The following is a 14,191-nucleotide window of genomic DNA, read 5'->3' as shown; positions in this document are numbered from 1 at the left end:
CGGGGCCAGCCGATCAGTTCGGCTTGACTTCCAGCATGATTTCCGTGAACGAGGGCATGTCGTCCTCGCCGGGCGTGGCCAGTTCGGCGAACTGGCTGGATGGCGCGGCATGGCTGGCCTTGACCACGTCGTTTTCCAGCCGCCACATCAGGTTGGTGGGCGAATCGGCGAAGGCCAGGGCTTCGGCGCGGTCGATGCGGCCGGAGCGGACCAGCTGCGCCAGCGCCTCTTCAAAGGTCTGCGAGCCTTCGGCCATGGATTTTTCCATGGCCTCCTTGACGCCCGAGAAGTTGCCGCGCTCGATAAGGTCGGCGATCAGCTTGGTGTTGAGCATGACCTCGACGGCCGGCATGCGGCCGCCGTCCACGGTGCGCACCAGGCGCTGGGAGATCACGCCCTTGAGCGCGGCCGACAGCTCACCCAGCATGGTGGGGCGGATTTCCTCGGGGAAGAAGGACAGGATGCGGTTGAGCGCGTGGTAGCTGTTGTTGGCGTGCAGCGTGGCCAGGCACAGGTGGCCCGACTGCGCAAAGCCCATGGCCGAGGACATGGTCTCGCGGTCGCGGATTTCGCCGATCAGGATCACGTCGGGCGCCTGGCGCAGCGCGTTCTTGAGCGCGATCTGCAGCGATGCCGTGTCCGAGCCCACTTCGCGCTGGTTGACGATGGAGCGCTTGTTGCGGAACTGGTATTCGATGGGGTCCTCGATGGTGAGGATGTGGCCCGTGAGCCTTTCGTTGCGCGCATCGATCATCGAGGCCAGCGTCGTGCTCTTGCCCGAACCCGTTGAGCCCACGACCAGCAGCAGGCCGCGCTTTTGCATGATCAGCTCGCCCAGCACGGGCGGCAGGTTCAGCGTGTCCATGGCCGGAATGTGCTGGGCGATGAAGCGGATCACCACGGCGCAGCTGCCGCGCTGGTGCATGGCGCTGACGCGAAAACGCCCCACGCCGCGCAGCGGCACGCCCATGTTGAGCTCGCCCGTTTCGTCCAGCTCCTGCAGGCGCTCGGCCGGCACGATCTCGGCCAGCAGGCTGCGCGGCGCGTCGGGCGGCAGCAGCTGGTTGTTGATGGGCACGCATTCGCCGTTGATCTTGATCAGCGCCGGCGCGTTGACCGCCAGGTAGACGTCGGACGCCTGCTTCTCGCCCATCAGGCGCAAAATCCTCTCCATCGTGCCCATGTTTTCCCCCAGATTCGTGTACTGCCGCTGTTCTTGGATCGTTTGCACGCTCTTGTGACGTGAAACGGGCGTCCGCTGCCTGGTGGCCGGGGACGCCCTCGAGAGTATGCCTTGCTCCATCCCCTGAACAGGGGATGTTTGGGCGCCGCAACCACGCCTTTGGCGCGGTGCGGATGCGGGTCAATCGCGCAGCAGGTCGTTCAGGCTCGTGGTGGAGCGGGTCTTGGCATCGACCTTCTTGACGATGATGGCTGCGTACATGCTGTAGCGGCCGTTGTCCTTGGGCAGGTTGCCCGACACCACCACCGAGCCGGCAGGCACGCGGCCATAGCTGGTCTCGCCGGTCGCACGGTCATAGATGGGGGTGGACTGGCCGATGTACACGCCCATGGAGATCACGGAGTTCTCTTCCACGATCACGCCTTCGACGATCTCGGAGCGCGCGCCGATGAAGCAGTTGTCCTCGATGATGGTCGGGTTGGCCTGCAGCGGCTCCAGCACGCCGCCCAGGCCCACGCCGCCGGACAGGTGCACGTTCTTGCCGACCTGGGCGCAGGAGCCCACGGTGGCCCAGGTGTCGACCATGGTGCCTTCGTCCACATAGGCGCCGATGTTCACGTAGGAAGGCATCAGGATCGCGCCCTTGGCGACGAAGCTGCCGCGGCGGGCCACGGCCGGAGGCACCACGCGCACGCCGGTGGCGGCGATCTCGGCCTCGGTCATGCCGGCGAACTTGGTGGGCACCTTGTCGAAGAAGTTCAGGTCGCCGGATTGCATCAGCACGTTGTCCTTGAGACGGAAGGACAGCAGCACGGCCTTCTTGATCCACTGGTGCACGGTCCACTGGCCCACGCCTTCGCGCGTGGCCACGCGCAGCTGGCCGTTGTTCAGGGCATCGATCACGTGGTCCACGGCCTCGGTCACTTCCTTGGGAGCGGCAGCGGGGGAGAGGCTGGCACGGTTGTCCCATGCGGTGTCGATGATGGATTGCAGCTGTTGCGTCATATGGCTTTGGTGATCAAAGGGTTTGTGAGGAAAGGGGAGCGCAGGGCTGTCTCAGCGCTGGCGCGATTCTATGAACTGTGCAATGCGCTGGGCCGCTTCCAGGCATTCGGCGGTCTCGGCCACCAGGGCCATGCGCACGCGCCCGGCGCCGGGGTTGCGGCCATTGGCCTCGCGCGCCAGGTAGCTGCCGGGCAGCACGGTCACGCCGGTGGCGGCATACAGCTCGCGGGCAAAGTCGGCGTCGTCCAGGCCCAGCGATTCGGGAATGCCGGCCCAGAGGTAGAAGCTTGCATCGGGCAGGCGCACATCCATCACGCGTGCCAGCACGGGCGTGACCTGGTTGAACTTCTCGCGGTACAGGCGGCGGTTTTCCTCGACATGGGCCTCGTCGGCCCAGGCCGCCATGCTGGCCGTCTGCACCACGGGGCTCATGGCACCGCCGTGGTAGGTGCGGTACAGCAGGAAGGCCTTGATCAGGGCCGCATCGCCCGCCACGAAACCGCTGCGCAGGCCCGGCACATTGCTGCGCTTGGACAGGCTGGTGAACATCAACAGGTTCTTGTAGTCCGTGCGGCCCAGGCGCTGTGCGGCCTCCAGTCCGCCCAGGGGGGGCGTGCCGTCGAAGTAGATCTCGCTGTAGCACTCGTCGCTGGCAATCACGAAGCCGTAGCGGTCGGACAGGGCAAACAGCTTTTCCCACTCGGCCAGCGGCATCACCGCGCCCGTGGGGTTGCCGGGCGAGCACACGAAGATCAGCTGGGTCCTTTCCCACACGTCGGCGGGCACGCTGTCCCAGTCCACCGCAAAGTTGCGCGCAGCGTCGCTGGGCGCGTAGTACGGCTGGGCGCCGGCCAGCAGGGTGGCGCCTTCGTAGATTTGATAGAACGGGTTGGGGCAGATCACGCGCGCGCCGTCCTGGCTGGCATCCACCACCACCTGGGTGAAGGCAAACAGTGCCTCGCGCGAGCCGTTGACTGGCAGCACCTGGGTGGCGGCGTCCAGGGCAATGCCGTAGCGCTGGCGAGCCCATTGGGCGCAGGCCTCGCGCAGCGCGGGCTCGCCGGCCGTGGCCGGGTACTTGGCCAGGCCGCCGAGATCGGCGCTCAATGCCTGTTCGATGAACGCCGGCGTGGCATGGCGGGGCTCTCCGATGCCAAGGCTGATGGGGCGCACACCCGCCGGTGGCTGGACCCCGGCGAACAGTTTGCGAAGACGCTCAAACGGGTAGGGCTGGAGTCGGGAGAGCAGGGGATTCATGGGCTCGCATTATGGATTGATGCGCTTTCGGCATGCCGTTGTCACAGGGGACTGCGGGTCTGCACGCTGGCTTTTTTGCATTCTGTTACCTATTCTGGCATGGTCTCGACTGGGGCCATGCCATCTCGTGTGGCGGGGCCTCGCGAACGGTGAATTCCAGATACCAATGACTAGAGAGGCAATCAGCTATGCAGGCAGGCGCTGGCATGGAAAAAGTGGGAAACAGGCATCGTAAGCATACATCCGGCCCCGGGGCCGGCTTCCTTGTATGCGCGGTGTGGGCATTGGCCGGGCCGCCGCTGGCGCTGGTGGCCGGTTCGGCGGGCATGGGCCCCTGGGTTTGGGGGGGGCGTGCTGCTGTGGGCCGGGCTGCTGCTGGGCGGCATGCACAGGCTCTGGTCGCGGGTGATCGGCGAGCGCGAATTGCTGCAGCAGGCCATGCAGGGCATCGCCCAGGGCGACCTGAGCCAGCGCGTGACCGTGGAGGCGGCCGCCTCGCAGGAGGGCGCTGGCGCCGTCCAGACGCCCAAGGCACTGCTGGGAGGCATGGTCACCTCGCTGTCGGGCATGGTGGCCGATGTGCGCAGCAACGCGGCCCTGGTGGCGCAGGCCGGGCAGCAATTGGTGAACGAGCACCAGGCGCTGTCCGACCGCACCGAGCTGCAGGCCACCAATCTGGCCCAGACCGTGGTCAGCGTGGAGCAGTTGAGCAGCGCCGTGCAGCACAACGCCGATGTGGTGGGCGTGGTCCACCACCAGGCCAGCGCCGTGCGCGGCGCCGCCGATGAAGGCGTGGTGGCCATGGGCCGCGCCGTGGAGTCGGTGGAGACCATCGAAAGCAGCGCCGGACGCATGCGGGAGATCATCGGCGTGATCGACGGCATTGCCTTCCAGACCAATATCCTCGCGCTCAACGCCGCAGTGGAGGCTGCACGGGCTGGCGAGCAGGGCCGGGGCTTTGCCGTGGTGGCCAGCGAGGTGCGCTCCCTGGCCGGCCGCTCGGCCGAGGCGGCGCGCGAGATTCGCCACCTGATCGGCGATGCGCTGACCCAGGTGGAGCACAGCACCGAGTTGATCCGCACGGCCGGGCGCGGCATGGAGCGCGTGACCGAAGGCATCCGCCAGGTGGCCGAGCACATGGGCGAGCTCTCGCAATCGACCGGCAGCCAGAGCACGGGCTTGGCCGAGATCAGCCGCGCCGTGCACCAGATCGACGAGATCACCCAGCACAACGCGCAGATGGTGGGCCACGCGCTGGACCAGGCGCGCGCGCTGCAGCAGCGTGCGCAGATGCTGTCGGGGGCGGTGTCGCGCTTTCGGCTGCAGCAGGGTACGGCAGAAGAGGCCGTGGCGCTGGTCGAATCCGCCCTGGGCCTGGCGCGGCGTGGCGTGGCCACCGAAGCACTGCTGGCCGCCGTGAACGACCCCGGCCAGCCCTTCCATGACCGTGACATGTATGTGTTCGCCCTGGCCGCCGACGGCAGCTACCGCGCCTTTGGCGGCAACCCTGCGCGCGTGGGCGTGCGCGTGCAGGAGCTGCCAGGCGTGCGGGGTGAGCAATTGCTGAGCGACATCATCGCCCAGGCCGAGCGCGGCCCAGGCTGGGTGGAGTACGACTTCAGAAACCCCGCCACGCAACAGGTACAGACCAAGATGTCCTTCGTCTGCAAGCATGGCGGGCTGTACTGGGGCTGCGGCGTTTACAAAAGCCTGGCGCTGGCTGCGTAGGCCTGCGCAGGCCCACAGGGGGCAAATGCGACAGGTGGCTCGCCTGCCTTGGCACGCACACTGTTCAGTGCGTATTGGGCAATGCGTCGCCGCCCGCGCGCTGGGCTCGTGCGCGGGCCATGATGGCGGCGATGGTGGCCTGCTTGCTGTTGTCGGCCACGGGTGGCGCGGGGCAGGGTGTGGAAGGGCTGGCATTGTCGGCGGCGGCGTCCTGCCGTGCCGATGCATGAGGCACCTGCGCCCGGCTTGCACCCAGACGCTCGCGCTCCAGTTCACGCTCGCGGCGCAGCACATAGCGCTGGCGCGCGTGCTCGGCCTGCTGCGGGCTCCAGGCAGACCAGCCTGTGGCCGGTCCGCTGGCATTGTGCAGTTCGATGCAGTCCACGGGACAAACCGGAATGCACAGCTCGCAGCCCGTGCAGTGGGCGGCGATCACCGTGTGCATGAACTTGTTTGCGCCCAGGATGGCGTCCGTGGGGCAGGCCTTGATGCACAGGGTGCAACCTATGCACCAGGCCTCGTCGATCACGGCCACGGTGCGCGGGGCTTCCGTGCCGTGCTCGGCGCTCAGGGGAACAGCGGGCCGGCCCGTCAGTGCAGCCAGCCGCTCCACTCCCGCAGCGCCGCCCGGGGGGCACTGGTTGATGCCGGCCTCGCCCGAGGCCACGGCCCGGGCATAGCTGGCGCAGTCGGGGTAGCCGCAACGCGTGCACTGCGTCTGCGGCAGCGCCGCGTCTATGCGTGCTGCCAGATCGTCGCGGGCAAGGATTGCGAAGGCGGACATGGCGTGCCGGGTTTGCTCGGTGCTCAGCCTGCCTGCACCTTGGCACCGCGCTTGCGCGGCTGCTCGGCGGCCGAGGGCCCGTCATCGCTCAGGCTGCTGGCGTGACCGGCCGCGCTGGCGGCCGTGGCGCTTTCGGGCTGGTGGGCACTGATGAACTCGCGCACCTGCGGGTAGACGATCTCTCTCCAGCGGCGCCCGCTGAAAATCCCGTAGTGGCCCGCACCCGGCACTTCAAGGTGCTTGCGCTGCTCGGCTGCGATGCCCGTGCACAGATCGTGCGCTGCGCGCGTCTGGCCCGAGCCGGAGATGTCGTCCAGCTCGCCTTCCACGGTCAGCAGGGCGCTGCCCTTGATGTCCTGCGGGCGCACCAGCTCGGCCTGGCCTTCGGGCGAACGCACTTCCCAGGTGCCATGGACCAGCTTGTAGTCCTGGAACACCGTGGCGATGGTCTCGAGGTAGTAGTCGGCGTCCATGTCGAGCACGGCGTTGTACTCGTCATAGAACTTGCGGTGGTGCTCGGCGCTGGCGTCGTCACCCTTGATCAGGTCCTTGAAGTAGTCGTAGTGGCTCTTGGCGTGGCGGTCCGGGTTCATGGCCACGAAGCCCGAGTACTGCAGGAAGCCGGGGTACACACGGCGTCCCACGCCTGGATAGCCTTCGGGCACGCGGTAGATCACGTTGTTCTCGAACCACTCGAAGCTGCGGTTCTGCGCCAGGTTGTTCACCGAGGTCGGCGAGCGGCGCGCGTCGATGGGGCCGCCCATCATGGTCATGGACAGCGGGGGTGTCTCGCCGCGGCTGGCCATCAGCGACACGGCAGCCAGCACCGGCACCGTGGGCTGGCAGACGCTGACCACGTGGCACTGGCCGTACTTGCCCTGCAGGTAGCGGATGAACTCCTGCACATAGTTCACGTAGTCGTCGAGGTGGAACTCGCCATCGGCCAGAGGCACCAGGCGGGCGTTCTTCCAGTCGGTGATGTAGACCTTGTGGCCGCCCAGCATGCTTTGCACCGTATCGCGCAGCAGCGTGGCGTAGTGGCCCGACAGCGGTGCCACGATCAGCACCACGGGCTGGCTCAGCATGGTCTGCAGCGTGTCGGTGTCGTCGGAGAAGCGCTTGAAGCGGCGCAGCTCGCAAAACGGCTTGTCCACTTCGACGCGCTCGCGGATGGTCACGTCAACGCCGCCCACATCCACACTGTGCAGGTTGAATTCGGGCTTCTCGTAATCCTTGCCAAGGCGGTAGAACAGATCGAACCCGGCGGCCATGCGCTGGGACATCGGACCTTGGCTCAGCACCGAGTGGGGGTTGCTGTAGAGCTTGGCTGCAGCTTGCGCGAAATCGGCAAAGGGCTCGACCATGGCGCGCTGGATTTCGTAGAGCTGATAGAGCATGGATACAAGGGGTTGTTTGGAAATGTTGCAGTGCAATATATCAGCAGCAAGCTAAGAAAATTGGTAGTAAAACCCCTCTGATGCTGTCGCGTAAGTGATAGTTTTCACCGATAGGCCTGGGTGGGCGGTCGCCTCAGCCCTGGCCATCCTGCAATGCAGTCCCCGGCACTAGGCGGCAAGCGCCGCCTCGGCCGGTTTGGTGCGCGCAAGCCGCATCACTTCTGAAGGCGGCAATAGCTTGAGCTGGTGATTGCTCCATACCTGGCGCCAGCGGCGCGCCCCCGCCAGCCCGTTGCGCAACCCCAACATATGCCGCGCGATGGAGTACCAGTGAGTGCCGTGCGTGCGCGCCTCGCGCTCCATGTACGCCACCATCTGCTCCTCGATGGACTCGCGCGTGCGTTCCACGCTCGCATCGCCGTAGTACAGCGCATCCCACGAGGCCAGCCACCAGGGGTTGTGATAGGCCTCGCGGCCCACCATCACGCCATCGACCTGCTGCAGCAGTTCCTGTACCGTGGCATCGGCCTTGATGCCGCCGTTGATGGCAATGGTCAGTTCCGGAAAATCCTGCTTGAGCCGGGCCACGATCTCGTAGCGCAGCGGCGGGATCTCGCGGTTTTCCTTGGGCGACAGGCCCTTGAGCCAGGCATTGCGGGCATGCACGATGAACACGCGGCAGCCCGCATCTGCCACCGTGCCCACGAAATCGCGCACGAACCCGTAGCTCTCATCCTTGTCGATGCCGATGCGGTGCTTCACCGTGACGGGCACATCCACCACATCGACCATCGCCTTCACGCAATCGGCCACCAGCGGCGCCTCGTTCATCAGGCAGGCGCCGAATGCGCCGCGCTGCACCCGCTCGCTGGGGCAGCCGCAATTGAGGTTGATCTCGTCATACCCCCACTGCGCCCCCAGCCGCGCGGCCTGCGCCAGATCGGAAGGCTCGCTGCCACCGAGCTGCAGCGCCACCGGATGCTCCTCGGCCTCGAAACGCAGATGCCGCGGCACATCCCCATGCAGCAGCGCGCCCGTCGTCACCATCTCTGTGTAGAGCAAGGTGTGGCGGCTCAGAAGCCGGTGCAGGTAGCGGCAATGTTTGTCGGTCCAGTCCATCATGGGCGCAACGGACATGCGCCACATGCTGGCAGGTGCTTGATTTTCTACGTTTGTCATTGATCTGATTGGGTTTTTTGCTCCGGTGACTGCTCCTGATTTTGCACCGTTGAACCCCGTTTTTCCTGTTTTTTCAGCGCTGAGTGCTACATTGAGTGCTACAAAATTGGCTTGTAGCACTCAATGGGAACCATCACCACACGCAAGCGAGCAGACGGCTCGCAGTCATACACCGCGCAGATCCGGCTCAAGGAAGGCGGCCAGATCATCTACAGCGAAGCACAGACGTTCAGCCGGAAGGTTCTGGCCAGCGAATGGCTGCGCCGGCGGGAGTACGAGCTGGAGCAGGAGCGCGCTTCTGGCCAGGCTCTACACAAGAAAATTTCAGTGGGGGAGCTACTGCGGGATTATGTCAGCGCGGCCGAAAACGTGACTGAGTGGGGCCGTAGCAAAAAGGCCGACATCGCGCGCTTGCAGGCCTCTGGCCTGGCCGACCTTCAGGCCACCAAGCTCACGGTGCAGGATCTGATGGGCTACGCCAAGAAGCGGCGCACGGAAGACGAGGCCGGCCCTGCCACCGTGCTCAATGACATGGTGTGGCTGCGCCAGGTCTTCCTGCATGCTTCGGCCGCGCGCGGCATTGATGCGCCGCTGCAGGTGCTGGACCGTGCCAAGTCCGAGCTGCTGCGCACGCGCGTGATCGCCAAGCCAGCCCAGCGCTCGCGCCGGCTACTGCCGGAAGAAGAGTCCACGCTACTGGAGCACTTCGCCAGCCGCGACGGCAGGGCGTCGATCCCCATGCGCGACATCATGCAGTTCGCGCTGCTCACGGCGCGGCGCCAGGAGGAGATATGCCGCCTGCGTTGGGACGATGTGGATTTCGAGAAGGGGGTGGCCTGGCTGGATGATGTGAAGCACCCGCGTATGAAGAAGGGCAACAGGAGATGCTTCAGGCTCGTGAAAACTGCGGCAGAACTCATTAAGATGCAACCGATGCTTGAGACAAAAGCTTATGTATTTCCGTACAACAGTAAGTCTGTCGGTGCTGCCTTTGCTAGGGCATGTCAGTTCCTTGGAATTCTTAATTTGCACTTTCATGATTTGCGTCACGAGGCAACGAGTCGACTTTTTGAAAAAGGATATTCCATTCAGGAAGTGTCACAGTTTACTCTTCATGAGAGTTGGTCTACATTGCGGCGATATACGCATTTGCGGCCTGAAGACGTAGTCAAACGCTAGAAGATAAGATTTAAAATACTATTTTTCGGATATTTACAATGAATTCTATTGTTGAGCATAAATTTCCAGACACTGAGTTGACGGAATTGGGTCAATCTTCTGGGGTGGAATATGAGCCTGTTAGTGAAATGGAGGAGCCATTTGATCCTGCCTCTATATCTATAGATACAAGAGTTATTGCGTTGGATCATGTTTTGCGGCGTTTGCGTCAAGGTACTATAAGATTGGCGCCGTCTTTTCAAAGAAAGTATATATGGGATGAGCCTAGGAAAAGCCGTCTTATAGAGTCTCTTATGCTGCGAATTCCGTTGCCAATGTTTTATGTGGCAGCAAACCATGACGGGACTTGGGATGTCGTTGATGGCCTTCAGAGATTGACTACGATCAGAGATTTTTTAATCGTTTCTGAAAAATCTGAATATAAAAGTCTTAAGTTGGCTGGGTTGGAGTTCTGGGGTGATCGATTCAATGGTAAAACATTTGCTGAGATCGAGTCGATGGAGACTAATAGCCGAGTTGTGAATAACATCTTGGAGACAGAGATGAGGTTCACGGTAATTAATCCGGGCACCCCAGAAGAGGTTAAAAGAAATATATTTAAAAGAATTAACACCGGTGGCATGCCACTCACATTGCAAGAAATTCGCCATGCTCTTTATCAAGGTCCCGCGACCGATTTGTTGGCGAAGCTTGTGGAGTCAGATTCATTTCTAAATGCCGTTGATAATTCTATCGACGATAGTCGCATGGCAGGTCGAGAGTTGATTTTGAGATTCTTAGCTTTTTACATGTTTGATCATACTAATGGTTTTGATGGAGACATGGATAAATTGCTTAGCAACGTTATGAGGGTTATAAATTGCCTTCCGAATGTTGGTGAAAAAGAAATGCTGAAGATTTTCAAAGATGCTCCAGTCCCCGAACTTATCTTTCGAGATATAGGCAAGGTGGAGATTGCATTCGGAAAGGCAATGATCCGCGGTAAGCGATTTTTTGGAGAAGATGCTTTTAGAAAAGGTACAAGTGAGTCCCGGAGAACTCCTGTAAATAAAGCATTATTTGAGGCTTGGTCGAAAATATTTGCCGCAATGAAACCGTCTGAGTTTCGTGATCTCTGCTCAAATAAAGCGGATGCCATTAAAGAGTATAAGAAAATTTTGACTAAAGATAGCTTTGAAAGAGCGATCAGTAGAGACTCAACCTCTGGCCCTGGTGTTAGAGAGCGCTATAGAGTATTGGATGGTTTGGTAAAGAAGTGGGCGGTGAAGTATGATCTATGAGCTTAAAATTGAAGGTTTTAAATCGTTTGTTAAGCAGAGAATAGAGTTCGGTGCTGTTACTCTTTTGTGTGGTTTAAATAACAGTGGGAAGAGTTCAGTTTTACAGGCATTGCGCATGTATTGCCGAGCGGCGAACGGTGACTCGCCAATAATTTCCGGTCTTGGGGATTTTAATGAGCTTAGATCAAAATATGTGCCACCATCGTCTCATATAAGAATTGAATGCTTGTATAGCGATGGTAAAAAGGGTGTTCTTGATTTAACTGAAAAAAAATATAAAAAGCCTTCAAAATTTCCGTTGAATATATATATATCGGCTGAACGTTTTGGTCCTAGAGTCTCCTTGCCTTTGGATATAGGTTACAAGAATCATCCTGATGTTGGCTCTGAAGGTCAATACGTTGCAGGATTTATTGAGGCCCTTCAAGATTGCGTCATTCCTCCCGTGCTGCGACATCCTAAGGCGGAAGGTTTTACCCTGAATTATCAAATTCGCGCCTGGATTGCTGAATTTGCTCCAGGTGCTGAATTTGGCTTTAGTGTAGATAAAAAAACTGACTCTGGTACTTTGCAGTTCAATGACTTTCGACCAACTAATGCGGGATTTGGTCTGAGCTATTCTTTGCCTATAATTGCGGCTATATTAGGTTGCGCTTCCAAAAAATTAGATGGTCCGTGGGATGGGCCCTGGGATGAGCATTGGGAAAGCGCTAGAGAAAAAGATGGTTTGCTTTTAATTATTGAAAATCCTGAGGCTCATTTACATCCTTCTGCTCAAACTGCTATTGGAAAATTGATCGCAAAAGGCGCTGCTGCTGGAGTACAGATGGTCATCGAAACTCAGAGTGAGCATGTTATGGACGGAGTTAGGTTATTTGCGAAAGAGCATGAAGGGTTTCAAAATAATGTAAAGTTTAATTATTTGACACGAGGGGAAAATGGTATATCTGTAGTTGATAGTCCTATCCTTTCTCAGTCTGGTCGCTTGTCTCATTGGCCAAAAGGTTTTTTTGATCAAGCCATAAAAAATAAAATAGAGCTCTCGAAATAGATCATGTTTGAAAACCTCGTTTGGAACTCTAGTAGCTTTCAATCTACTACTGATGAAAATTCGGTATTGCTTTTGATGGAGACTTTGCGTGGGTCCTTACGCTTGATTGATGCAGAGGCACTTGGTGCATTGTATTATGATGGACCAGAGTCTTTAATGGAAAGGAAGATTTCTGAAAATAGGTTTGTCAAGGATTTTATTGATCATTTAGATAAAGAGAATGAGATTGAACTTCTGGAGGTTTTCTTGAATCTCGAGGATAGATCTCCAGCTTTTGATTCGATAGATGAAATTGTTTTTGATGAGATTGCTAAACACGAATATCATTTTGTAGATTTAGCTGCTAATGATAGTGTGGATTATTTAGGCTTGGCGCGGCATCTGAATGCCGTTTTATTTACTGCGCGCAGCAGTGAGTATTGGGCAGATTCTGAGCTTTCTTACAGTATTCTGCCCTCCGTTGATGGTGGTTATGAGCCAGTAGGTATTAAATCCGTTTGTGACGTAAATTCTGCAGAGGAGATATTAGAAGCGTTATCCTTGTTCTCTGGTGAAGGTCATATTTCGGAAATTTTGAAATTTTGTTTCCTAACGGAGGACTTTAGTGGTTGGTATGAGGGGCTTGATAAAAATAATAAAGAAATTGTTAGGCGTCGGCTTATATATGCTGATCAGAAGAGATTTCAAGGAGGCAAACCTTTGTTTGATACGCTAAACAATGCTGATGGTATGCGTGAGATTAGAATGAAAGCGCATGCTGGTGGAGCCATACGGATACTGTTTGGAATTGCTCAAACTGGCAAGCAGGCAATTCTAAGAGCGTGGATAAAAAAAGCTGATAATGAAGGCTATAAAACAAACATCGCGGCTGCTAAGTTAGTCTGGGATGGATTGAAAAAATAAAAGATCATTTGTTGTTGAGAATTCCCCATTCTCTGCTAGCTTCACTTTTTCTTTTATCAAGAAATTCCGCGAGATAGCTCGCGTCAATCAGCCAGGGGCTTTTTTGAGATCCGAGCCTGAAGGCTGGGACTGGCAAACTTTGACGGCCTGCGGCCTCGCAAGCCTTTCTTGGCGACAAGCCGAAAATATCTGCGCATTTCTCTACTGGAATATGGGCGGTCCCATATTCCGCCATAAGTGCAAAAAATGTGTTCATTGCGTCTCGTCCCTCGCAAGTCCGGCAATGGGCTCTGCACGGGCATCGCTACCTGAGGGTGTCTTGGTGGGGTCATCGGTGAACCGCAGCCGCTCGGCAAGCGCTTCCAACTGCTCGAAAGTGAAGCACATGCCGCGGATCGCGCGCGTAGGCCCGGGCGTGTGGAAGGTGGCGCCGCACTGCTGTGCCAGCAGCACCAGAGGGGTGTTGATCATCGTCATTGAAGGCTCCAAGTCAGGCGGGGAAAGGTTCGACGCGACGCGTGGGTGCGGGGTAGTACAGATGCCCGCCAACGCGGCTGGGCAGCGTGAATGCATAGAAGCGGGAGGCAGGCAGGCCTGGATGAGGTTTCAGCTCCGTGCCCTGGTAGCAGTTGCTGGGAGGGGTGTAGGGCTTGTCGGCTTTTTTCATTGTTGAGCAGGAAATAAAAAACCCGCCGAGGCGGGTATGTGATGGCATGCCGGAAAACGCCGGCGATGGATGGGGTTAGGTGCGCTGCGCTGTGTCCGCATGGGCACTGATGAGCGGGCAGGCCAAGCGCAGGATGACCTTGGCCAGCCGCCGTGCATGGGGCTGCTTTCGCGCATCGGGCGTGGCGTACACCCAGCGGGCGCATTCAATGAGCTTCGTAGCCATGTAGACGACGTCCTGCGTGGGCCGCTGCGGCTGATCGCCGTTGTCGAACAGTTGGATGCTGCCGGCCTTCGGATAGTCGGCCAGCCAGCAGTACAGCTTGGGCGGTACGTGGTAGCCGGTGGTGCACACGGGCTTTGTGCTGATGCACACGGTCGTGGCGAGCTGCGGGGCGCTACGCTGTGGCGCGATGCTGTTGAGCGCGTCGAGCAACTGATGCCCATTGAGCGTGAGCGGCTGCTGTTGCATCTGGGCGATGGCTGCTAGGTCGGTTGCCATCGCATCCAGTTCACTGTCTGGCATTTCGTAGCGCGTGGCCAGGTAGTCGCGCATGGCCTGGATGGTGTCGGACATGA

General features: G+C 59.2%; 14 protein-coding genes. 5 read left to right on the top strand and 9 right to left on the bottom strand.

What is annotated here, in order from left to right:
• Positions 1-13: 13 nt before the first annotated feature.
• From ACFPFG_RS01870 to dapC, 3 genes are all read right to left on the bottom strand, one after another.
• Positions 14-1,183: a PilT/PilU family type 4a pilus ATPase gene (locus tag ACFPFG_RS01870; RefSeq protein ID WP_183018162.1), complete on the bottom strand. Its 1,170-nt coding sequence runs from the start codon at positions 1,181-1,183 to the stop codon at positions 14-16.
• Between the two features lie 180 nt (positions 1,184-1,363).
• Complete coding sequence (dapD, locus tag ACFPFG_RS01865) at positions 1,364-2,188, bottom strand: 2,3,4,5-tetrahydropyridine-2,6-dicarboxylate N-succinyltransferase (protein WP_380104671.1); 825 nt, start codon at positions 2,186-2,188, stop codon at positions 1,364-1,366.
• 51 nt (positions 2,189-2,239) lie between these two features.
• Positions 2,240-3,445, bottom strand: a complete 1,206-nt coding sequence (dapC, locus tag ACFPFG_RS01860; protein WP_183017944.1) for a succinyldiaminopimelate transaminase — start codon at positions 3,443-3,445, stop codon at positions 2,240-2,242.
• Positions 3,446-3,796: 351 nt separating this feature from the next.
• On the opposite strand from dapC, the gene ACFPFG_RS01855 reads away from it, so the two are divergent.
• Positions 3,797-5,173: a methyl-accepting chemotaxis protein gene (locus ACFPFG_RS01855; RefSeq protein ID WP_380104668.1), complete on the top strand. Its 1,377-nt coding sequence runs from the start codon at positions 3,797-3,799 to the stop codon at positions 5,171-5,173.
• Positions 5,174-5,237: 64 nt separating this feature from the next.
• Here ACFPFG_RS01855 and rsxB read toward each other — a convergent pair whose 3' ends face one another.
• The 3 genes from rsxB to dusA all read right to left on the bottom strand — a co-directional run bounded on the left by rsxB (position 5,238) and on the right by dusA (position 8,533).
• Complete coding sequence (gene rsxB, locus ACFPFG_RS01850) at positions 5,238-5,957, bottom strand: electron transport complex subunit RsxB (protein ID WP_197956341.1); 720 nt, start codon at positions 5,955-5,957, stop codon at positions 5,238-5,240.
• A gap of 23 nt (positions 5,958-5,980) precedes the next feature.
• Positions 5,981-7,354: a polyhydroxyalkanoate depolymerase gene (locus tag ACFPFG_RS01845; protein WP_183017947.1), complete on the bottom strand. Its 1,374-nt coding sequence runs from the start codon at positions 7,352-7,354 to the stop codon at positions 5,981-5,983.
• Positions 7,355-7,522: 168 nt separating this feature from the next.
• Positions 7,523-8,533 carry a tRNA dihydrouridine(20/20a) synthase DusA gene (gene dusA, locus ACFPFG_RS01840; RefSeq protein ID WP_183017948.1) on the bottom strand — a complete coding sequence of 337 codons (1,011 nt, stop codon included), beginning with the start codon at positions 8,531-8,533 and terminating at the stop codon, positions 7,523-7,525.
• Between the two features lie 123 nt (positions 8,534-8,656).
• On the opposite strand from dusA, the gene ACFPFG_RS01835 reads away from it, so the two are divergent.
• The 4 genes from ACFPFG_RS01835 to ACFPFG_RS01820 are packed head-to-tail and all read left to right on the top strand — an operon-like array spanning position 8,657 to position 12,946.
• Positions 8,657-9,712 carry a site-specific integrase gene (locus ACFPFG_RS01835; RefSeq protein WP_380104665.1) on the top strand — a complete coding sequence of 352 codons (1,056 nt, stop codon included), beginning with the start codon at positions 8,657-8,659 and terminating at the stop codon, positions 9,710-9,712.
• Between the two features lie 38 nt (positions 9,713-9,750).
• The gene (locus ACFPFG_RS01830) at positions 9,751-10,992 is read left to right on the top strand and encodes a DUF262 domain-containing protein (RefSeq protein WP_374621551.1); all 1,242 of its coding nucleotides are present in this window, start codon (positions 9,751-9,753) and stop codon (positions 10,990-10,992) included.
• Positions 10,982-12,043, top strand: coding sequence for an AAA family ATPase (locus ACFPFG_RS01825; RefSeq protein WP_374621554.1), 1,062 nt, complete (start codon positions 10,982-10,984; stop codon positions 12,041-12,043). Before ACFPFG_RS01830 ends, ACFPFG_RS01825 begins: the two co-directional genes overlap by 11 nt.
• A gap of 3 nt (positions 12,044-12,046) precedes the next feature.
• Positions 12,047-12,946 carry a type II toxin-antitoxin system RelE/ParE family toxin gene (locus tag ACFPFG_RS01820; protein ID WP_374621557.1) on the top strand — a complete coding sequence of 300 codons (900 nt, stop codon included), beginning with the start codon at positions 12,047-12,049 and terminating at the stop codon, positions 12,944-12,946.
• 4 nt (positions 12,947-12,950) lie between these two features.
• Here the strand turns inward: ACFPFG_RS01820 and ACFPFG_RS01815 are convergent, their stop codons facing one another.
• From ACFPFG_RS01815 to ACFPFG_RS01805, 3 genes are all read right to left on the bottom strand, one after another.
• Positions 12,951-13,202, bottom strand: coding sequence for a pyocin activator PrtN family protein (locus ACFPFG_RS01815; protein WP_374621560.1), 252 nt, complete (start codon positions 13,200-13,202; stop codon positions 12,951-12,953).
• Complete coding sequence (locus ACFPFG_RS01810; protein WP_374621563.1) at positions 13,199-13,423, bottom strand: hypothetical protein; 225 nt, start codon at positions 13,421-13,423, stop codon at positions 13,199-13,201. Before ACFPFG_RS01810 ends, ACFPFG_RS01815 begins: the two co-directional genes overlap by 4 nt.
• Positions 13,424-13,688: 265 nt before the next feature.
• Entirely contained in the window at positions 13,689-14,189 is a 501-nt protein-coding gene (locus ACFPFG_RS01805) for a hypothetical protein (RefSeq protein ID WP_374621566.1), read from the bottom strand.
• Positions 14,190-14,191: the final 2 nt, after the last annotated feature.

The sequence above is a fragment of the Delftia deserti genome (genome assembly GCF_042653485.1).
Taxonomy (GTDB): domain Bacteria; phylum Pseudomonadota; class Gammaproteobacteria; order Burkholderiales; family Burkholderiaceae_C; genus Comamonas; species Comamonas acidovorans.
This window is presented reverse-complemented; position numbering and strand designations above follow the sequence as displayed.